At 67.8% G+C, this 19070-nt stretch carries 17 protein-coding genes and 2 tRNA genes; 17 read left to right on the top strand and 2 right to left on the bottom strand.

What is annotated here, in order from left to right; genetic code table 11:
* Positions 1 to 89: 89 nt before the first annotated feature.
* Together glnA and LGR54_RS16555 are read right to left on the bottom strand one after the other, a co-directional pair.
* Positions 90 to 1499 (bottom strand): type I glutamate--ammonia ligase, encoded by a 1410-nt coding sequence (glnA, locus tag LGR54_RS16560; protein WP_230363084.1) that lies wholly within the window; start codon positions 1497 to 1499, stop codon positions 90 to 92.
* Between the two features lie 79 nt (positions 1500 to 1578).
* Entirely contained in the window at positions 1579 to 1917 is a 339-nt protein-coding gene (locus LGR54_RS16555; RefSeq protein WP_213355983.1) for a P-II family nitrogen regulator, read from the bottom strand.
* Positions 1918 to 2200: 283 nt separating this feature from the next.
* Between LGR54_RS16555 and LGR54_RS16550 the strand changes: the two genes are divergently transcribed.
* The 17 genes from LGR54_RS16550 to nusB all read left to right on the top strand — a co-directional run bounded on the left by LGR54_RS16550 (position 2201) and on the right by nusB (position 19069).
* Positions 2201 to 3733, top strand: coding sequence for an NAD(P)H-hydrate dehydratase (locus LGR54_RS16550; protein WP_230363083.1), 1533 nt, complete (start codon positions 2201 to 2203; stop codon positions 3731 to 3733).
* 146 nt (positions 3734 to 3879) lie between these two features.
* A tRNA-Leu gene (locus LGR54_RS16545) sits at positions 3880 to 3964 on the top strand.
* Positions 3965 to 4098: 134 nt separating this feature from the next.
* The gene (gene tig, locus LGR54_RS16540; protein ID WP_230363082.1) at positions 4099 to 5448 is read left to right on the top strand and encodes a trigger factor; all 1350 of its coding nucleotides are present in this window, start codon (positions 4099 to 4101) and stop codon (positions 5446 to 5448) included.
* 181 nt (positions 5449 to 5629) lie between these two features.
* Positions 5630 to 6262 carry an ATP-dependent Clp protease proteolytic subunit gene (locus tag LGR54_RS16535; RefSeq protein ID WP_214010409.1) on the top strand — a complete coding sequence of 211 codons (633 nt, stop codon included), beginning with the start codon at positions 5630 to 5632 and terminating at the stop codon, positions 6260 to 6262.
* A gap of 449 nt (positions 6263 to 6711) precedes the next feature.
* The gene (gene clpX / locus LGR54_RS16530) at positions 6712 to 7983 is read left to right on the top strand and encodes an ATP-dependent Clp protease ATP-binding subunit ClpX (protein ID WP_214010408.1); all 1272 of its coding nucleotides are present in this window, start codon (positions 6712 to 6714) and stop codon (positions 7981 to 7983) included.
* Positions 7984 to 8326: 343 nt separating this feature from the next.
* Positions 8327 to 10765 carry an endopeptidase La gene (lon, locus tag LGR54_RS16525; protein ID WP_230363081.1) on the top strand — a complete coding sequence of 813 codons (2439 nt, stop codon included), beginning with the start codon at positions 8327 to 8329 and terminating at the stop codon, positions 10763 to 10765.
* Positions 10766 to 11103: 338 nt separating this feature from the next.
* On the top strand, positions 11104 to 11382 hold the full coding sequence (locus LGR54_RS16520) for an HU family DNA-binding protein (RefSeq protein WP_018386927.1): 279 nt from the start codon (positions 11104 to 11106) through the stop codon (positions 11380 to 11382).
* 458 nt (positions 11383 to 11840) lie between these two features.
* A tRNA-Val gene (locus LGR54_RS16515) sits at positions 11841 to 11916 on the top strand.
* 130 nt (positions 11917 to 12046) lie between these two features.
* The gene (locus LGR54_RS16510) at positions 12047 to 12745 is read left to right on the top strand and encodes an HAD-IA family hydrolase (RefSeq protein WP_230363080.1); all 699 of its coding nucleotides are present in this window, start codon (positions 12047 to 12049) and stop codon (positions 12743 to 12745) included.
* Positions 12742 to 13464 carry an ATP12 family chaperone protein gene (locus LGR54_RS16505; RefSeq protein WP_230363079.1) on the top strand — a complete coding sequence of 241 codons (723 nt, stop codon included), beginning with the start codon at positions 12742 to 12744 and terminating at the stop codon, positions 13462 to 13464. The genes LGR54_RS16510 and LGR54_RS16505 overlap by 4 nt, the downstream gene beginning before the upstream one ends.
* Before the next feature lie 22 nt (positions 13465 to 13486).
* Complete coding sequence (locus LGR54_RS16500) at positions 13487 to 14197, top strand: metallophosphoesterase family protein (protein WP_230363209.1); 711 nt, start codon at positions 13487 to 13489, stop codon at positions 14195 to 14197.
* Between the two features lie 162 nt (positions 14198 to 14359).
* The gene (gene glyA, locus LGR54_RS16495) at positions 14360 to 15661 is read left to right on the top strand and encodes a serine hydroxymethyltransferase (RefSeq protein WP_230363078.1); all 1302 of its coding nucleotides are present in this window, start codon (positions 14360 to 14362) and stop codon (positions 15659 to 15661) included.
* Positions 15662 to 15715: 54 nt separating this feature from the next.
* Positions 15716 to 16234 (top strand): transcriptional regulator NrdR, encoded by a 519-nt coding sequence (gene nrdR / locus LGR54_RS16490; protein WP_230363077.1) that lies wholly within the window; start codon positions 15716 to 15718, stop codon positions 16232 to 16234.
* 46 nt (positions 16235 to 16280) lie between these two features.
* Positions 16281 to 17375, top strand: coding sequence for a bifunctional diaminohydroxyphosphoribosylaminopyrimidine deaminase/5-amino-6-(5-phosphoribosylamino)uracil reductase RibD (gene ribD / locus LGR54_RS16485; protein WP_230363208.1), 1095 nt, complete (start codon positions 16281 to 16283; stop codon positions 17373 to 17375).
* Position 17376: 1 nt separating this feature from the next.
* On the top strand, positions 17377 to 17967 hold the full coding sequence (locus LGR54_RS16480) for a riboflavin synthase (protein WP_230363076.1): 591 nt from the start codon (positions 17377 to 17379) through the stop codon (positions 17965 to 17967).
* Positions 17968 to 18078: 111 nt separating this feature from the next.
* Entirely contained in the window at positions 18079 to 18561 is a 483-nt protein-coding gene (gene ribH, locus LGR54_RS16475; RefSeq protein ID WP_230363075.1) for a 6,7-dimethyl-8-ribityllumazine synthase, read from the top strand.
* Positions 18562 to 18568: 7 nt separating this feature from the next.
* On the top strand, positions 18569 to 19069 hold the full coding sequence (gene nusB / locus LGR54_RS16470; protein ID WP_230363074.1) for a transcription antitermination factor NusB: 501 nt from the start codon (positions 18569 to 18571) through the stop codon (positions 19067 to 19069).
* Position 19070: the final 1 nt, after the last annotated feature.

Genomic DNA, 19070 nt, shown 5'->3' with positions numbered 1-19070 from the left:
TGCCGGGAAGCCGGTCATGAAAAAGGGCGCCGTCGGCGCCCTTTTCCTTGTCGCGTCGTCGGGTCGGGAGGCTCCCGCCCGCGATCCGGTCAGATCGAGTAGTACATCTCGAACTCGACCGGGTGCGGCGTCATCTCGAAGCGCATCACCTCGGTCATCTTCAGCTCGATATAGGCGTTGATGAAGTCGTCATCGAACACGCCGCCCTTCTTCAGGAACTCGCGGTCCTTGTCGAGCGAGGAGAGCGCCTCGCGCAGCGAACCGCAGACGGTCGGGATCTTCTTCAGCTCGCGCGGGGGCAGATCGTAGAGATCCTTGTCCATCGCCGGGCCGGGATCGATCTTGTTCTGGATGCCGTCGAGGCCGGCCATCAGCAGGGCGGCGAAGGCGAGGTAGGGGTTGGCGCCGGGGTCCGGGAAGCGGGTCTCGACGCGCTTCGCCTTGGGCGAGGTGGTGTAGGGGATACGGCAGGACGCCGAGCGGTTGCGCGCCGAATAGGCGAGCAGCACCGGCGCTTCATAGCCCGGGACCAGACGCTTGTAGGAGTTGGTCAGCGGGTTGGTGAAGGCGTTCAGCGCCTTGGCGTGCTTGATGATGCCGCCGATGTACCACAGGCATTCCTGGCTGAGGTCGGCATACTTGTTGCCGGCGAACTGCGGCTTGCCGTCCTTCCAGATCGACTGATGCACGTGCATGCCGGAGCCGTTGTCGCCATAGACGGGCTTGGGCATGAAGGTCGCGGTCTTGCCGTAGACGTTGGCCACCTGGTGGATGCAGTACTTGTAGACCTGCAGGTGGTCGGCCATCGTCACCAGGGTGTTGAACTTCAGTCCCAGCTCGTGCTGGGCGGAAGCCACCTCGTGATGGTGCTTCTCGACCTTGGCGCCCATGCGGGCCATCGCCGCCAGCATCTCGCCGCGCATGTCCTGCGCGCTGTCGACCGGGGGAACCGGGAAGTAGCCGCCCTTGGTGCGCACGCGGTGGCCGAGATTGCCACCTTCATATTCCGTGTCGCCATTGGTCGGCAGCTCGCTCGAATCGAGCTTGAAGCCGGTGTTGTACGGGTCGGCCATGAAGCGGACGTCGTCGAAGATGAAGAACTCGGCCTCGGGACCGACATAGACGGTGTCGCCGATGCCGGTGCTCTTCAGATAGGCCTCGGCCTTCTTGGCGATGCCGCGCGGGTCGCGGCCATAGGGCTCGCCGGTGGTCGGCTCCAGTACGTCGCAGACGACGACCAGCGTCGTCTCGGCGAAGAACGGGTCGATGCTGATCGAATCGAGGTCCGGCTGCAGGTGCATGTCGGATTCGTTGATCGCCTTCCAGCCGGCGATGGAAGAACCGTCGAACGCTTGTCCCTCGGCGAAGAAATCCTCGTCCACCATCGAGATATCGAAGGTGACGTGCTGCCACTTGCCGCGCGGATCGGTGAAGCGCAGGTCGACGTATTTGACGTCGTTGTCCTTGATGAGCTTCAGGACGTCCTTGGCCGTCGTCATAGTATCTTGCCTCTGATTGCGCTGCCCGTTGGCGGGCAGCGGGGTTTGCCGGGCTAAAACAAGAGCCCGGCATCGCCCATCAGATGGCGTCGACGCCGGACTCCCCGGTGCGGATGCGGATCGCCTCTTCGATGTTGGAAACGAAAATCTTGCCATCGCCGATGCGGCCGGTCTGGGCCGCGCGCCGGATGGCATCGATCGCCGTCTCCACCATCTCGTCGCCTACGACGACCTCGATCTTCACCTTGGGCAGGAAGTCTACCACGTACTCGGCGCCACGGTAGAGTTCCGTGTGCCCTTTCTGCCGGCCAAAACCCTTGGCTTCGGTGACGGTGATGCCCTGCAGGCCGACTTCCTGCAGCGCCTCCTTCACCTCGTCGAGCTTGAAGGGTTTGATGATGGCCTCAATCTTCTTCATCTGATCTCGTCTCCCTGGCCCGGCCGTCACCGCGACTGAGCCACCCGCGTCAAAGCAGAACCCATGCCAAGCACGATAGCAGCGCTGAAAGCAGCATGATATCAGCTTGTTGTGTCGATCCGGCTGGGGCCTGCCGATATCTTTACGGTCGATATGATTATTTTTTGATCGTAATGATTAATTTGTAGGCTGCATTTTGCCAGGGGTGCTGCCCGCGGCTGCGTGTAATTTGAGCAAAGTGTGTCGCTTTGCCGCTTAAGAAAGCCGAGCAGGAGAGGCGAGGATGTCCACAGCCTTGCGAGGGCCGGAAAGCAGGTCGGGCGGATTCGAGCTGCTCACCCCCGCCGAGATGGGGCGGGCGGACGGCCTGACCATCGCCGGCGGCACCCCCGGCACGGTGCTGATGGAGCGGGCGGGGGCGGCGGTGGCACAGGCGGCGGCACGGCGTTGCCTGCCCGGTGGCCGGGTGCTGGTGCTCTGCGGGCCGGGCAATAATGGTGGCGATGGCTTCGTGGCGGCGCGGCGGCTCGCGGGTCAGGGCTATCGCGTGCGGCTGGCGCTTGCCGGCGCCCGCGCCGGGTTGCGCGGAGATGCCGCGGCCATGATCGATCTCTGGACCGGTGAGGTGGACGATGCGGCCGATGTCGATGTCGGTGCGGCCGATCTGATCGTCGACGCATTGTTCGGCGCCGGCCTCGCCCGCGACCTCGATCCCGAGGTCTGCGCTCTCGTCGAGCGAGTGAACGCCGCCGGCGTGCCGGTGGTGGCGGTCGACCTGCCCTCGGGCATTGACGGGGCGACCGGAGTGGTGCGCGGGGCGGCGATCCGGGCGCTAGCGAGCGTCACCTTCTTCCGGCCGAAACCGGGGCACCTGCTGATGCCGGGGCGCATGCATGCCGGTACGCTGGAGGTCGTCGATATCGGCATCGACGCCGGCGTACTGGCGGAGATCCGGCCGCGCGCCTTCGCCAATGTTCCGGAATTGTGGGCCGGGCAGTTCCCGGTGCCGCGGGTCGACGGGCATAAATATACACGCGGGCATCTCGTCGCGGTCTCCGGGCCGGCCTTCGCCACCGGCGCGACCCGGCTCGCGGCCAAGGCCGCGCTGAGGACGGGTGCAGGGCTGGTGACGGTGGCCTGCCCGGCGGAGGCGCTGGCGATCCATGCGGCGAATCTCTCCGCCGTGATGGTGCGCCCCGTCGAGGATGCCGAGGGGCTGGCGCATCTGCTCGCCGACCGGCGGCTCGGCACGGTGGTGCTCGGACCCGGCGCCGGGGTGGGGCCGCCGACGCGGGCCAAGCTGGAGGCGGCGGCCGAGCGGCGGCTGGTGGTCGATGCCGACCTCATCACCTCCTATGCCGGCGATGCGCGGGGGCTGGCGCGTGCCCTCGCCAAATCGCCCGCCGCAGTGGTGACCCCGCATGACGGCGAGTTCGCGCGGCTGTTCGCCGAGGAGCCTTCGGTGACGGAGGCGGGCTCGAAGCTGGAGCGGGCGCGGGCGGGAGCGGCGCTGATCGGCGCGGTGCTGCTGCTCAAGGGGCCGGACACCGTGGTGGCGAGCCCGGACGGGCGCGCCGCCATCGCCTCGAACGCGCCACCCACCATCGCCACCGCCGGTGCCGGCGACGTGCTGGCGGGAATCGTCGGCGGACTGCTGGCGCAGGGCATGCCGGCCTTCGAGGCGGCGGCGGCGGCAGTTTGGCTGCATGGCGAGGCGGGGAGGGAGGCCGGGCCCGGCCTCGTCGCCGACGATCTCGTCGATGCGCTGCGGCCGGTCCTTCGCCGCCTGTTCGCGCGGCTGGGCGGGCCGGCCTGAAGCCAAAGCTCACGCGCATTTTGGGCTGGCGCGGCGGCAGGTCCGTGCTATAAGCCCGCACCCGGCTGGCGGCACCTATTCGGGTGCGTGCGTCCGTGTGCCTTGGTCGATGGCGAATGCCGGTGACCGGAGCGGCGGCGCGCAAAGCGGGCGTGGCGGAACTGGTAGACGCGCTGGATTTAGGTTCCAGTGACGAAAGTCGTGGGGGTTCGAGCCCCTCCGCCCGCACCAGGGTTTGCCCCTCCGTTGCCGCCGAGCCCGAACCCCATCGTCGAGGGCAGGGGCCGCTCCAGGCGGCGCCGCTCTCGCAACCGACGCTATCAGGCACGCCGCGACGCGGCGCTCACGACGAAGGCCGAACGACAATGCAGGTCACCGAACTCCTCGCCGAAGGTCTCAAGCGCGAATATCGCGTGGTGCTGCCGGCCAGCGAACTGGACGCCAAGGCGAATGCCCGCCTCGACGAGATGAAGGACAAGGTCCGCCTCAACGGCTTCCGGCCGGGCAAGGTGCCGGTCGCCCATCTCAAGCGCATGTACGGCAAGTCCGTGCTCGCCGAGGTGATCGACCAGGCGGTGAACGAAGCCAACACCAAGATCGTCGAGGATGGCGGCTTCAAGCTCGCCATGCAGCCCAAGGTCGAGCTGCCGCAGGACGAGACGCTGGTGAAGGAGGTCATCGACGGCAAGGCCGACCTTTCCTACACCGTCGGCATCGAAGTGCTGCCGAAGATCGAGCTCGGCGACTTCAAGACCATCTCGCTCGAGAAGCCGGTTCTCGCCGTGACCGACGAGGAAGTCGACGAGGCGGTGAGCCGCATCGCCGAGGCCAATCGCCCGTTCACCGACAAGGAAGGCGCCGCCGAGAAGGGCGATCGCGTCACCATCTCCTTCGTCGGCAAGATCGACGGCGAGACGTTCGAAGGCGGTGCCGCCGAGGACGTGCCGCTGGTGATCGGCTCGGGCAGCTTCATTCCCGGCTTCGAAGATCAGCTCACCGGCATCAAGGCCGATGAGACCCGCACCGTGAAGGTGACCTTCCCGGCGGAGTACCAGGCCGCGCATCTCGCCGGCAAGGACGCCGAGTTCGAGACCACCGCCAAGAAGATCGAGGCACCCGGCGAGCTGAAGCTCGACGACGAGTTCGCCAAGACCCTCGGCATGGATGACCTCGCCGCGCTGAAGGAGACGGTCAAGAGCCGCATCGTGCAGGAGCACGCCAACGCCTCCCGCGCCAAGGTGAAGCGCCGCCTGCTCGACGCGCTCGACGGCCTGCACCAGTTCGACGTGCCCCCGACCCTTGCCGAACAGGAATTCGAGGGCATCTGGGGCTCGGTGACCCAGGAGATGGAAGCTCAGAAGAAGAGCTTCGCCGACGAGGGCACCACCGAGGAGGAGGCCCGCGCCGACTACGAGAAGATCGCCAAGCGCCGCGTGCGTCTCGGCCTGGTGCTTGCGGAAATCGGTGAGAAGAACAACATTCAGGTTTCCGACGACGAAGTGACCCGCGCCGTCGTCGAACGTGCCCGCCAGTTCCCCGGCCAGGAACAGCAGGTGTGGGAGTTCTATCGCAAGAACGCCCAGGCTCTCGCCACCCTGCGCGCGCCGATCTTCGAGGAGAAGGTCGTCGACTTCCTGCTGGAGCTCGCCAATGTGACGGAAAAGCCCGTCACCCGCGAAGAGCTCTACGCCGAGGACGAGGTCGAGAAGGCCTGACGCTTTCGACAGATCGTTCGAGATCCTGCGAAGCCGTCGGCCCCCCGGCCGGCGGCTTCCGCTTATGCGGGGACGCCCCGTGGCTTAATGGCCGGTCGGGCTGGTCGGCACGGCGTTTCCCTTTATTGTGGGCGGGACGAGATTCGAGGCGCCTTTCGCGCCGGCCTGTCGAGGATAAAATATGCGTGATCCGATCGATACTTACATGAACTATCTTGTCCCGATGGTGGTCGAGCAGACCAACCGGGGCGAGCGCTCCTACGACATCTATTCGCGCCTGCTGAAGGAGCGGATCATCTTCCTGACCGGGCCGGTCGAGGACGGCATGTCGACGCTGATGGTCGCCCAGCTGCTGTTCCTCGAAGCCGAGAACCCCAAGAAGGAAATCTCGATGTACATCAACTCCCCGGGTGGAGTGGTGACGTCGGGCCTCGCGATCTACGACACCATGCAGTTCATCAAGCCGGCGGTGTCGACGCTGTGCATCGGCCAGGCGGCCTCGATGGGCTCGCTGCTGCTGACCGCCGGCGAGAAGGACATGCGCTTCGCGCTGCCCAACGCGCGAATCATGGTGCACCAGCCTTCCGGCGGCTATCAGGGCCAGGTGACGGACATCCTGATCCACGCCCGCGAGGTCGAAAGCCTCAAGCGCCGGCTGAACGAGATCTATGTCCACCACACCGGGCAGGAGCTCGCGAAGGTCGAGGAAGCGCTCGAGCGCGACAACTTCATGACCTCCGAAGCGGCCAAGGCGTTCGGGATTATCGACAAAGTGATCGACAAGCGTCCCGACGACGCACCCGCCAAGAGTTGAGACGGTTAACCAGATTTTGCGATGATGACGTGTTTTCCGGGCAACGCCGGCTTCCTATATGAAGGGGAGGGCGGGCTGTCCGGGAAACCGGCACTTGCACATGAAGCGGCATCGCGCTTGCATGGGTGACATGCACCGCGACGATTTGCGTGATGCGGCAGCGTGCGTGATTGTTGATCAGGAGGTGTGACGAGGTGACGACGGGCAGCGTTCGGTCCAAGCGAAAGCGGGGACGGCACGATTGCCTTCTTGATCGCTGCGGCGAACCCATGCTTGGCTAGGACATTGGACTAGGCATGGTCGACTTGCCGGCGGATCAGACCCTCGGGTCACTTCCTGACAGACGGCCCTGATGCCGTCGCGTTTCTCCCTCTTGGAGGCCCGCGGCGGCCTGCGAGACTGAGGCGAGGCCGGGCTTCCCCCGGGTCGCCGAGCGGACGGAGAGACGCATGAGCAAGGTTGGCGGCAGCGACAGCAAGAACACCCTCTACTGCTCGTTCTGCGGCAAAAGCCAGCACGAGGTCCGCAAGCTGATTGCGGGACCGACCGTGTTCATCTGCGATGAATGCGTCGAGCTGTGCATGGACATCATCCGCGAGGAGAACAAGTCCTCCCTGGTGAAGTCCCGCGACGGGATTCCCACCCCCAAGGAGATCTGCAAGGTCCTGGACGACTACGTGATCGGCCAGTTCCACGCCAAGCGCGTGCTCTCCGTGGCGGTGCATAACCATTACAAGCGGCTCAACCACGCCACCAAGCACGGTGACGTCGAGCTCGCCAAGTCCAACATCATGCTGATCGGGCCGACCGGCTCGGGCAAGACGCTGCTCGCGCAGACGCTGGCCCGCATCCTCGACGTGCCCTTCACCATGGCGGACGCCACCACGCTCACCGAAGCGGGCTATGTCGGCGAGGATGTCGAGAACATCATCCTCAAGCTGCTGCAGTCGGCCGACTACAATGTCGAGCGGGCGCAGCGCGGCATCGTCTATATCGACGAGATCGACAAGATCAGCCGCAAGTCGGACAACCCGTCGATCACCCGCGATGTCTCGGGCGAGGGCGTGCAGCAGGCGCTGCTGAAGATCATGGAAGGCACCGTCGCCTCCGTGCCGCCGCAGGGCGGGCGCAAGCATCCCCAGCAGGAGTTCCTGCAGGTCGACACCACCAACATCCTGTTCATCTGCGGCGGCGCCTTCGCCGGGCTGGACAAGATCATCTCGTCGCGCGGCAAGGGCACCTCGATCGGCTTCGGCGCCGTCGTCGCCGCCCCGGAAGACCGCAAGCCGGGCGAGGTGTTCCGCGAGGTGGAGCCCGAGGATCTGCTGAAGTACGGCCTGATCCCGGAATTCATCGGCCGACTGCCGGTGATCGCCACCCTCGGCGACCTCGACGAGGCGGCGCTGAAGAAGATCCTGTCCGAGCCGAAGAACGCGCTGGTGAAGCAGTATCAGCGGCTGTTCGAGATGGAGAACGTCGAGCTCACCATTCATGAGGAGGCGCTGGGCGCCATCGCCCGCAAGGCCATCGAGCGCAAGACCGGCGCGCGCGGCCTGCGCTCGATCATGGAAGGCATCCTGCTCGACACGATGTTCGACCTGCCGGGGCTGGAGGGCGTCGAGGAGGTCGTCATCTCGAAGGAGGTCGTCGAGCAGAACGCGCGTCCGCTCTACATCTACGCGGACCGTGCCGCCGCCGGCGATGCGGGTGCGAGTGCCTGAGGGCGCCCGAGAGACGGATACGGCCGGGCGCGCTCGCAGGAGCGCGTGCCCGGCCGGGGCTTCCGGGAGGAGCCGGATCGGTCGCGCCATGCCGCGCGCGACGGTTCCCGGACGGGGTGGCGACGCCCTTGACGGAGCCGGACGGCATCTCCATCTGAGCTTCAACCCCCGGTCCTCGATCGGAACGACCTGCCCGAAGCGGCCTAACCTCCCGCCATCGCAGAGAGATTTTCGCTCGCGTTCCGGCCGCATTGCGGCACGGTCCCACGGACAGCTGCGCGGATGCCTTCGGGGTCCAGCGCAAAGCTCCGGCGGCCGGCCGGCAACAGAAAGGTAAAGAGCCATGACGAGCCAGAAGCCTCGCACCGCGCTCACGCCCGGCGTCCCGCAGACCTTCCCGGTGCTGCCGCTGCGCGACATCGTCGTCTTCCCGCACATGATCGTGCCCCTCTTCGTCGGCCGCGAGAAGTCGATCCGCGCGCTCGAGGAAGTGATGCGCAACGACACCTTCATCCTGCTCGCCACGCAGGAGAACGCGTCCGACGACGATCCCGCCACCGACGCCATCTACAAGATCGGCACGCTCGCCTCGGTGCTGCAACTCCTGAAGCTGCCCGACGGCACGGTGAAGGTGCTGGTCGAGGGCATTTCGCGCGCCGAGGTCCGCCACTACACCGACCGCAGCGACCTCTACGAGGCCGAGGCGGTGGCGCTGGAGGAGGACGCGGGCAACAAGATCGAGGCGGAAGCGCTGAGCCGCTCGGTGCTGGCCGAGTTCGAGAGCTATGTGAAGCTCAACAAGAAGGTCTCGCCGGAAGTCGTCGGCGTCGTCACCCAGATCGAGGACCACTCGAAGCTGGCCGACACCGTCGCCTCGCATCTCGCGGTGAAGATTCCCGAGAAGCAGGCGGTGCTGGAGATCCTCCAGGTGCCGGCGCGGCTGGAGAAGGTGCTCGCGCTGATGGAGAGCGAGATCTCGGTCCTGCAGGTCGAGAAGCGCATCCGCACGCGCGTCAAGCGCCAGATGGAGAAGACCCAGCGCGAGTACTATCTCAACGAGCAGATGAAGGCGATCCAGAAGGAACTCGGCGACGGCGAGGAAGGCCGCGACGAACTCGCCGAACTGGAAGAGCGCATCAAGACCGTGAAGCTCTCCAAGGAGGCCCGGGAGAAGGCGACGCACGAGCTGAAGAAGCTCCGGCAGATGTCGCCGATGTCGGCGGAAGCCACCGTGGTGCGCAACTATCTCGACTGGGTGCTGTCGATCCCGTGGGGCAACCGCTCCAAGGTCAAGAAGGACCTGCCTTACGCGCAGGGCCTGCTCGACGCCGAGCATTACGGACTCGACAAGGTCAAGGAGCGCATCCTCGAATATCTCGCGGTGCAGAGCCGTCAGAACAAGCTGACCGGCCCGATCCTGTGCCTCGTCGGTCCGCCCGGCGTCGGCAAGACCTCGCTTGGCAAGTCGATCGCCAAGGCGACGGGTCGCGAATTCGTGCGCATGTCGCTCGGCGGCGTGCGTGACGAGGCCGAGATCCGTGGTCACCGGCGGACCTATATCGGCTCCATGCCGGGCAAGATCATCCAGTCGATGCGCAAGGCCAAGAAGGCCAACCCGCTGATCCTCCTGGACGAGATCGACAAGATGGGCGCCGATTTCCGCGGCGATCCGTCGGCGGCCCTGCTCGAGGTGCTCGACCCCGCGCAGAACTCGACCTTCAACGACCATTACCTCGAGGTCGACTATGACCTGTCGAACGTGATGTTCGTGACGACGGCGAACACGCTGAACATTCCGCCGGCCCTCTTGGACCGCATGGAAGTGATCCGCATCGCCGGCTACACCGAGGACGAGAAGGCCGAGATCGCCAAGAAGCACCTGATCGCCCAGGCGCTGACCAAGCACGGCCTGAAGCCCGAGGAATGGTCGATCGACGACGAGGCGCTGCTCACCCTGATCCGCCGCTACACGCGGGAAGCGGGCGTGCGCAACCTCGAGCGCGAGATCTCCAACCTTGCCCGCAAGGTGGTGAAGGACATCATGCTCTCCAAGAAGAAGAGCGTGAAGATCACCGTGGCACAGCTGGAGGAGTATCTCGGGCCGCCGAAGTTCCGCTACGGCGAGGCCGAGCTCGAGGACCAGGTCGGCGTGGTGACGGGTCTTGCCTGGACGGAAGTCGGCGGCGAGATCCTGACCATCGAAGGCGTCATGATGCCCGGCAAGGGCAAGATGACGGTGACCGGCAATCTGCGCGACGTGATGAAGGAATCGATCTCGGCGGCGGCCTCCTATGTCCGCTCGCGCGCTGTCGATTTCGGCGTCGAGCCGCCGCTGTTCGAGCGCCGGGACATCCATGTCCACGTTCCCGAGGGGGCGACCCCGAAGGACGGCCCGTCGGCCGGCGTCGCCATGGCCACCGTGCTGACCTCGGTGCTGACCGGCATCCCGATCCGCCGCGACGTCGCCATGACCGGCGAGATCACGCTGCGTGGCCGGGTGCTGCCGATCGGCGGCCTCAAGGAGAAGCTGCTCGCCGCCTTGCGCGCCGGCATAAAGAAGGTGCTCATCCCCGAGGATAACGCCAAGGATCTGGCTGACATCCCGGACAACGTGAAGAACGCGCTGGAAATCGTGCCGGTGTCGCGGATGGACGAAGTGCTCCGTCACGCGCTGGTGCGCCAGCTCGAGCCGATCGTGTGGGAAGAGAAGCCGGTCGATGCTCCCGCGCCGGTCGAGCCGGTGATCGCACGCGACGAGGCTGGCGGCGTCGCCGCCCACTGATCGTCGCACGATCCGAGACGCGAACGGCCCCGGTCATCCGGGGCCGTTTTCGTTTGCGCCGGCGCCCGGCCGACGATCGCCATGCAACCGGCAGGCGAGCGGTAAGGGGCGGGCGGGGGCGGCGCGGCGCATGGACGCGGCGCCCCGCTCAAATTGGAGGCGTGCCAAACACTTCCATTTTGAGGTGCCTGAATACTTCTTGGTACATAAAACCGTTTATTCATGCGGGTTTTGAAGCCGATCATGCTTGCAATCGCCGCAATTTCGGGAAAGGTACGCGCCCGTCGTCCGTGCAACCCACTGACGATTCTTGTGCAATCAAGGGAAGGAACGGTCTCATGACCACGAAGAACGAACTCGTCGCCGCCGTGGCCGAGCAGGCCAAGCTGACGAAGGCGGCCGCCGCCGCCGCGGTCGACGCGACCTTCGATGCCATTGCCGCTTCGCTGAAGGCCGGCGAGGAAGTGAAGCTGATCGGTTTCGGCAGCTTCTCCGTCGTCACCCGCGCCGCCCGTGAGGGCCGCAATCCGCGCACCGGCAACCCGGTGAAGATCGAGGCCTCCAAGGCCCCGAAGTTCACGCCCGGCAAGGGCCTGAAGGAAACCGTCAACGGCTGATCCAGCCGGACGCGCGGGCCGGGGCGCGATCCACGCAAGTGGACGCGCCCTGCCGCAGCCGGCGTCATGCCGGACGGCCGGCGGAACCGGCCCGCGGTTCCCGACTATTCCTCGGCCGGTCCCCCGGCGGGGGAGCGTGCCGACCGGGACCATGCCCAGCGCGGCGTGCCCCGAGGACGAAGGCAGGGGCCGGGCTTCGGCCGCCTTCGTACTTCTTTGCCGTACTTCCGTCCGCAGCCCGTCCCCGTGGCCCGTCTCCAGGGACCGTCGTGGGGTACCGGCCCGCCGCCATGCGCGGCCGATCCGGCGGGAATATGCGGCAAGCCCGTTTACGTGGCCGACGATTCCGATTATCTCGCCCATGAGCCGGCCATGGCCGGTGGGCGTTGCGCCCGGCGTCCGCTTCGGCGGCGGCCGGCCACGCCCGGACACGCAGCGATTTGGCCGCGGGTCGGCGAGGGCGGTTAGCTCAGTTGGTAGAGCATCTCGTTTACACCGAGAGGGTCGGCGGTTCGAGCCCGTCACCGCCCACCACCGGCCGCAGCGGCGATCGCGACGAGCCGGTACCGCAGGCAAGGCGCCGCCGGTTTACCTTCAGCTCCTGCAAGCCGGTCGCGAGCGGTCGCGTCCGGGCGAGGCCGGCGCGATGCCGGATGGGAAGAACGTGAAACTCGTCCTCTTCGATTGCGACGGAACGCTGGTGGACAGCCAGCACGTCATCGTCTCCGCCATGACCCGCGCCTTCGCCCGCGCCGGCATCGAATTGCCGCCGCGCGAGGCGATCCTCGGCATTGTCGGCCTGTCGCTGGTGGAGGCGATGCGCAAGCTCGGCAACCATGCGCCCGACTTCCCGGCCGAGGAACTGGCCGGCTTCTATCGCGCGGCGTTTCACGATTTGCGCGACGAAGGCAATTTCACCGAGCCGATGTTCCCCGGTATGCACGATCTCGTCGAGGCGCTGCACCGGCGCGACGACGTGCTGATCGGCATGGCCACCGGCAAGTCGCAGCGCGGCGTCGCCTCGGTGCTGAAGCATCACGGCATGGAAGGCCGCTTCGTCACCATCCAGACCGCCGACGACGCCCCCTCCAAGCCGCACCCGGCCATGGTGCAGCAGGCAATGGCGGCGGTGGGGGCGCAGGCGCGCGACACCGTGCTGGTCGGCGACACCAGCTACGACATGATCATGGCGCGCGCCGCCGGAGTCGGCGCCATCGGCGTCACCTGGGGCTACCACCCGGCGGAGATGCTGGAGGAGGGCGGCGCGCACCTGCTGGTGAACGGCGCCGGCGAGCTGGCCGAGGGCCTCGACGCGCTCTGGCAGCAGCTGGCGCACGAGAGCACCGAGGGGGCGGGGCGATGAGCCTCGGCAGCGCCGCCGCGCCGATCAAGCGGTTCTACAAGGAGGTGAGCGCGGTGCCGGGCCCGGACGGGTTCCAGGTGCAGCTCGACGGCCGCCCGGTGCGCACGCCCGGCCGGCATCCGCTCAGCGTGCCCGGCGAGGCGCTGGCGCGCGAGATCGCCGCCGAATGGGCCGGGCAGGGCGAGACGATCGACCCGCTCTCCATGCCGATCACCCGCCTGGTCAATTCGGCGCGCGACGGCGTCGCCGGTGCCATGGAGGCGGTGGGGGCGGAGATCGTGCGCTATGCCGGCTCGGACCTCGTCTGCTACCGCACCGACGGGCCGGAGAAGCTGGTCGCCCTGCAGGCGCAGCTGTGGGACCCGGTGCTGGACTGGGCGCAGGCGCGTCTCGGCGCTCGCTTCCTGCTCGCCGAGGGGGTGATGCACGTCACCCAGCCGCAGGTCGCGCTCGACGCGGTGGCGGCGCAACTGCCGGACGAGCCGCTGCGTCTCGCCGCGCTCAGCCTGATGACCACGCTGAGCGGCTCGGCGCTGATCGCCCTGGCGGTGCTTCACGGGCGGCTCACCGCCGAGGACGCCTGGCGCGCCGCGCATATCGACGAGGAAGTGCAGGAACAGGCCTGGGGCACCGACAGCGAGGCCGAGCGCCGCCGGCAGGGGCGCTGGCGCGATTTCTCCAGCGCCGCCCGCACGCTGGCGCTGCTCGAGGCGCCCTAGGCGGGAGGCGCGCGTGGACGACATGGCCGACACGACTTCCCGCTACCGCATTCCCGACGGGCTGCGCGTCTATGCCTTCGGCGACATTCACGGCCGCCTCGATCTGCTCGAGCGGCTGCTGGAGACGGTGGAGCGCGACGCGCAGGGGCATGAGGGCGTGCGCCTGGTGTTTCTCGGCGACTATGTCGACCGCGGGCCGGACAGCCGCGCGGTGATCGAGCGGGTGCTCCGGTTGCAGCAGGAGCGCGGCGCCATCTGTCTCACCGGCAATCACGAGGCGATGATGCGGGCGGCGCTCGATGGCAGCGGCCCGCTCGACCGCTGGCTCGGCAATGGCGGCGTCGCCGCGCTGGCCTCCTACGGCGTGGCGGCGGAGGATGTCGGCGGCAAGGCGCTGCGGCGGGCGGCGCGGGAGGCGATCCCGCCCGAGCACGCGGCGTTCCTGGCCGGTCTCGGCTTCAGCGCCGAGTTCGGCGACTATTTTTTCTGCCATGCCGGGGTGCGGCCGGGCGTCGCGCTGGAGCGGCAGACCGCACACGACCTGATCTGGATTCGCCGGGTCTTTCTCGATTCCACCGCCGATTTCGGCAAGCGGGTGGTGCATGGCCACACGCCGGTGGAGGAGGTCGACATCCGCGCCAACCGCATCAATGTCGACACCGGCGCCTGGAAGACCGGGCGGCTGAGTTGCGTGGTGCTGGAGGGGGCGGAGGTGCGGGTGCTGCAGAGCTGAGCCGCCGCGCAAGTCTGGCGACGGGCGGCGCTCATGCCTGCCCTGCGCGGCGAAGCTTTGAAACCCCGCTGGCGCTGTGCTAAGCGACCCGCCATGTTCGCACGGGCGCGCGGACTTGCCGCTTGGTCCAGCCCGCCGCGCCCGGAGCCACGGAGGCCCCTGATGTCGTCGCCCGTTACCGCCGCGCAGTCGGCGAGCCCCTTCTTTTCGGCGAGCCTCACCGAGGCCGATCCCGAACTCGCCGCGGCGATCGCCGCCGAGCTCGGCCGTCAGCGCGACGAGATCGAGCTGATCGCCTCGGAGAACATCGTCTCCCGCGCGGTTTTGGAAGCGCAGGGCTCGGTGCTGACCAACAAATATGCCGAGGGCTATCCCGGCCGGCGCTACTATGGCGGCTGCCAGTTCGTCGACGTGGCGGAAAACCTCGCCATCGAGCGCGCCAAGAAGCTGTTCGGCAGCGCCTTCGCCAATGTGCAGCCCAATTCCGGCAGCCAGGCGAATCAGGGCGTGTTCTTCGCGCTGCTGCAGCCGGGCGACACCTATCTCGGCCTCAACCTCGCCGCCGGCGGCCACCTGACCCACGGCTCGCCGGTGAACATGTCCGGCAAGTGGTTCAAGGCGGTGCCCTACGGCGTGCGCGAGGACGACCAGCGCATCGACTATGCCGAGGTGGCCAAGCTGGCCGACCAGCACAAGCCGAAGCTGATCGTCGCCGGCGGCTCGGCCTATCCGCGCCATATCGACTTCGCCAAGATGCGCGAGATCGCCGATTCGGTCGGCGCCTATCTGATGGTCGACATGGCGCATTTCGCCGGCCTGGTGGCGGGTGGCGTGCACCCCTCGCCGATCCCGCATGCGCATGTGGTGACCACCACCACCCACAAGACCCTGCGCGGCCCGCGCGGCGGCATGATCCTCACCAATGACGAGGACATCGCCAAGAAGATCAATTCGGCGATCTTCCCCGGCATCCAGGGCGGCCCGCTGATGCATGTGATCGCGGCGAAGGCGGTGGCCTTCGGCGAGGCGCTGCAGCCCTCGTTCAAGGTCTATGCGAAGAACGTGGTCGAGAACGCCAAGGCGCTGGCCGAGAACCTCAAGGGCCACGGCTTCGAGATCGTCTCCGGCGGCACCGACACGCATCTGATGCTGGTCGACCTGCGCCCGAAGAAGCTCACCGGCAAGGTGTCGGAGATCGCGCTCGGCCGTGCCCACATCACCACCAACAAGAACGGCATCCCCTTCGATCCGGAGAAGCCGTTCGTGACCTCCGGCGTGCGGCTCGGCACTCCGGCCGGCACCACCCGCGGCTTCGGCGTCGCCGAGTTCCAGCAGATCGGCGACATGATCGCCGAGGTGCTCGACGTGCTGTCGCAGAAGGGCACCGACGAGGACAGCCTGGTCGAGGCGGCGGTGCGCGAGAAGGTCAAGGGCCTGCTGGCCCGCTTCCCGATCTACGGCTGAGATAGGCCTGCAAGGGAGCCCCCCGCGAGGGAACCGGCTTAAAGAGGAAACGACATGCGCTGTCCCTATTGCGGGAGCCTCGACACCCAGGTGAAGGACTCCCGTCCCACCGAGGACAGCGCCGCCATTCGCCGCCGCCGCATCTGTCCGGATTGCGGCGGCCGCTTCACCACCTTCGAGCGCGTGCAGCTGCGCGAATTGACCGTGCTGAAGCGCTCCGGCCGCCGCGTGCCGTTCGACCGCGACAAGCTGGCCCGTTCCATCGAGGTGGCGCTGCGCAAGCGCCCGGTCGACCCCGAGCGGGTGGAGCGGCTGGTCTCCGGCCTCGTCCGCCGGCTGGAGAGCCAGGGCGAGAGCGAGATCTCTTCCGAGATGATCGGCGAGCTCGTCATGGAGAGCCTCAAGCAGCTCGACGACGTCGCCTATGTCCGCTTCGCCTCGGTGTACCGCAATTTCCGCGAGGCCAAGGACTTCCACGCGCTGATCGGCGAATTGCAGACCCGCGAAGGCGTGGTTGGCGGCGTGCCGACCGATGTGGCTGCTGATATCGATGCCGATCCCGACAAGGATTGATGCCACGGTGCGGGATCCTGCCGACCCGCACCTCGATGCGGCGCTAATGGGTGCGGCGCTGGCGGTGGGCCGCCGGCATCTCGGCCAGACCTGGCCGAACCCGGCGGTGGGCGCCGTGGTGGCGCGCTTCGACCGGCTGTCCGAACACGGCAATCCGCTCATTCTCGGCCATGGCGCCACCGCCCCCGGCGGGCGCCCGCATGCCGAGCCGCAGGCGCTGGCGCAGGCCGGCGAGGCCGCGCGCGGCGCCACGCTCTATGTGACGCTGGAACCCTGCTCGCATCACGGCCGCACCCCGCCCTGCGTCGACGCCGTCCGCGCCGCCGGCATCGCCCGGGTGGTGGCGGCGATCGGCGATCCCGACGACCGGGTGGCGGGACGCGGCTTTTCGATCCTGCGCGAGGCCGGCATCGAGGTGACCGTCGGGCCGGGCGCGGAAGAGGCGCGGTTCGCCCATGCCGGCCATATCAGCCGCGTGGTGCGCGGCCGTCCGCATGTGATGCTGAAGCTCGCGGTCTCCGCCGACGGCAAGGCCGGGCTGGAGGGCCGCCGGCCGGCCGCCATCACCGGCGAACAGGCGCGGGCATGGGTGCACATGATGCGCGCCACCCATGACGCGGTGCTGACCGGCATCGGCACGGTGCTGGCTGATGATCCGGACCTTACCTGCCGGCTGCCGGGCATGGACCGGCGCTCGCCGGTGCGGGTGGTGCTCGACAGTCATTTGCGGCTGCCGGCGACGGCGCGGCTGCTCGCCAATCTCGACGTCGCCCCGGTCTGGGTGATCGCCGGCGAGGGCGCGCCGGCCGAGGTCGAGCGGGCGCTCGGCGAGCGCGGCGTCGAGGTGATGCGGGTCGGCGCCACAGTGGATGGCCGGCTCGACCTCGAGGCGGCGCTGCGGCTGCTGGCCGCGCGCGGCATCACGCGCGCGATGGTGGAGGCCGGGCCGCGTCTGGCGAGCGCCTTCCTCACCGCCAGGCTCATCGACGAGGCCAGCCTGTTCGAGGCGCCGGGCTTGCTCGGCCGCAATGCCGTCGATGCGCTGGAAGGGCTCGCGCTCGACGCCTTCGACGCCTATCTCACCACGGTTGAAACCGAGCGGCACGGGCCGGACCGGCTGCGCATATTGAGGCGACGCTAGCATGTTCACGGGGATCGTCACCGATATCGGCGAGGTGGTGTCGGTGGAGCGTCGCAACGACGTGCGCCGGCTGACGGTGCGCACCGCCTATGACACGGCGGGCATCGATCTCGGCGCCTCCATCGCCTGCGCCGGCGTGTGCCTGACCGTGGTGGCGACGCAGCCGGACAGCTTCGCGGTGGAGGCGGCGCCGGAGACGCTGGCGCTCACCACCGTCGCCGACTGGGCCGAGGGGGAGCGGATCAACCTCGAACGGGCGCTGAAGATCGGCGACGAGCTCGGTGGACATGTCGTGCAGGGCCATGTCGATGGCCAGGCCGAGGTGGTGGCCCGCGAGGATCTCGGCGAGACCACGCGCTTCACCTTCGCCGCCCCGCGTGCGCTGGCGCCCTTCATCGCCACCAAGGGCTCGGTGACGCTGGACGGCACCTCACTCACCGTCAACACGGTGGAGGGCGAGCGCTTCTCCTGCCTGCTCATCCCCCACACGCTTGCCCACACCACCTGGGGGGCGGTGCAGCCGGGCGACCGCGTCAACATCGAGGTCGACATGATGGCCCGCTACGCGGCGCGGCTGGCCGAGTTCCGCTGAGGCGGGATCGATAGCGCCGACGCGGGAAGCAGAGTTGCGCAGAGGCGTCTTGCGGAGTTTCGTCGGGCGGCGTACGTCGTCGCTTCGTTTCCGAATGCGAGGTTTCTTTCCATGGCGACCCCCCGCCGCGCCGTCGAGGCGGCCGAGCGTCTAGACGGCGCTCGCATCCTGATCGTCGAAGGCCGTTTCTACGACGACCTCAACGACGAATTGCTGGCCGGCGCCCGTGCCGCCGTCGAGGCTGTCGGCGCCAGCTGCGAGGTTCTCACCGTACCCGGCGCGCTGGAGGTGCCCACCGCCATCGCGCTCGCCCTCGACAATGCCGAGGCGGCCGGCCGGCCCTTCGATGCCGCGGTGGCGCTCGGCTGCGTGGTGCGTGGCGAGACCTATCATTTCGAGATCGTCGCCGGGGAATCCTCCCGGGCGCTGATCGACCTCTCGGTGGCCCGCAAGCTGCCGCTCGGCAACGGCATCCTCACCGTCGAGAATGACGAGCAGGCCTGGGTGCGCGCCCGCGTGTCCGACGGCAACAAGGGCGGCGGCGCCGTCGAGGCGGCGCTCGCGCTGCTGCGCCTGAAGCGCCGGTCGTGGTGAGGCGGGCATGAACAACTCGACCGACGCCAAATCCGCCGGCAAGCCGGTGAACCACAAGCCGCTGCGCAAGAGCGCGGCGCGGCTCAACGCCGTGCAGGCGCTGTACCAGATGGACGTGGCGCAGACGCCGCTGCCGGAGATCCTCGCCCAGTTCGAGAGCCACTGGATCGGCCGGGAGATCGAGGGCGACGAGATCGCCAGCGCCGACCTCACCCTGTTCCGCGACGTGGTCGGCGGGGTGGTGCGCGAGCAGCGGGTGATCGATCCGATGCTCGACGCCGCGCTGGTGAAGGGCTGGCCGCTGAAGCGCATCGAGACGGTGCTGCGCGCGGTGCTGCGCGCCGGCGCCTATGAATTGCACGGCCGGCCGGACATTCCCGCCCGCGTCGTCGTCGCGGAATATGTCAACGTCGCCGCCGCTTTCCTCGATCGCGAGGAAACCGGAATGGTCAATGCGGTGTTGGATGGACTGGCGCGCGAGATGCGCGCGGGCGAATTCGGCAGCTGAG

This window comes from Ancylobacter sp. Lp-2 (genome assembly GCF_020523795.1).
Classification (GTDB): Bacteria; Pseudomonadota; Alphaproteobacteria; order Rhizobiales; family Xanthobacteraceae; genus Ancylobacter.
Note: the sequence above shows the minus strand (reverse complement) of the source record. Positions and strands in the feature narration are given on the sequence as shown.

Coding starts and splice junctions, on each gene's coding strand:
- glnA (WP_230363084.1), bottom strand. CDS start 1,499: ATGACGACGGCCAAGGACGTCCTGAAGCTCATCAAGGACAACGACGTC.
- LGR54_RS16555 (WP_213355983.1), bottom strand. CDS start 1,917: ATGAAGAAGATTGAGGCCATCATCAAACCCTTCAAGCTCGACGAGGTG.
- LGR54_RS16550 (WP_230363083.1), top strand. CDS start 2,201: ATGTCCACAGCCTTGCGAGGGCCGGAAAGCAGGTCGGGCGGATTCGAG.
- tig (WP_230363082.1), top strand. CDS start 4,099: ATGCAGGTCACCGAACTCCTCGCCGAAGGTCTCAAGCGCGAATATCGC.
- LGR54_RS16535 (WP_214010409.1), top strand. CDS start 5,630: ATGCGTGATCCGATCGATACTTACATGAACTATCTTGTCCCGATGGTG.
- clpX (WP_214010408.1), top strand. CDS start 6,712: ATGAGCAAGGTTGGCGGCAGCGACAGCAAGAACACCCTCTACTGCTCG.
- lon (WP_230363081.1), top strand. CDS start 8,327: ATGACGAGCCAGAAGCCTCGCACCGCGCTCACGCCCGGCGTCCCGCAG.
- LGR54_RS16520 (WP_018386927.1), top strand. CDS start 11,104: ATGACCACGAAGAACGAACTCGTCGCCGCCGTGGCCGAGCAGGCCAAG.
- LGR54_RS16505 (WP_230363079.1), top strand. CDS start 12,742: ATGAGCCTCGGCAGCGCCGCCGCGCCGATCAAGCGGTTCTACAAGGAG.
- LGR54_RS16500 (WP_230363209.1), top strand. CDS start 13,487: ATGGCCGACACGACTTCCCGCTACCGCATTCCCGACGGGCTGCGCGTC.
- glyA (WP_230363078.1), top strand. CDS start 14,360: ATGTCGTCGCCCGTTACCGCCGCGCAGTCGGCGAGCCCCTTCTTTTCG.
- nrdR (WP_230363077.1), top strand. CDS start 15,716: ATGCGCTGTCCCTATTGCGGGAGCCTCGACACCCAGGTGAAGGACTCC.
- ribD (WP_230363208.1), top strand. CDS start 16,281: ATGGGTGCGGCGCTGGCGGTGGGCCGCCGGCATCTCGGCCAGACCTGG.
- LGR54_RS16480 (WP_230363076.1), top strand. CDS start 17,377: ATGTTCACGGGGATCGTCACCGATATCGGCGAGGTGGTGTCGGTGGAG.
- ribH (WP_230363075.1), top strand. CDS start 18,079: ATGGCGACCCCCCGCCGCGCCGTCGAGGCGGCCGAGCGTCTAGACGGC.
- nusB (WP_230363074.1), top strand. CDS start 18,569: ATGAACAACTCGACCGACGCCAAATCCGCCGGCAAGCCGGTGAACCAC.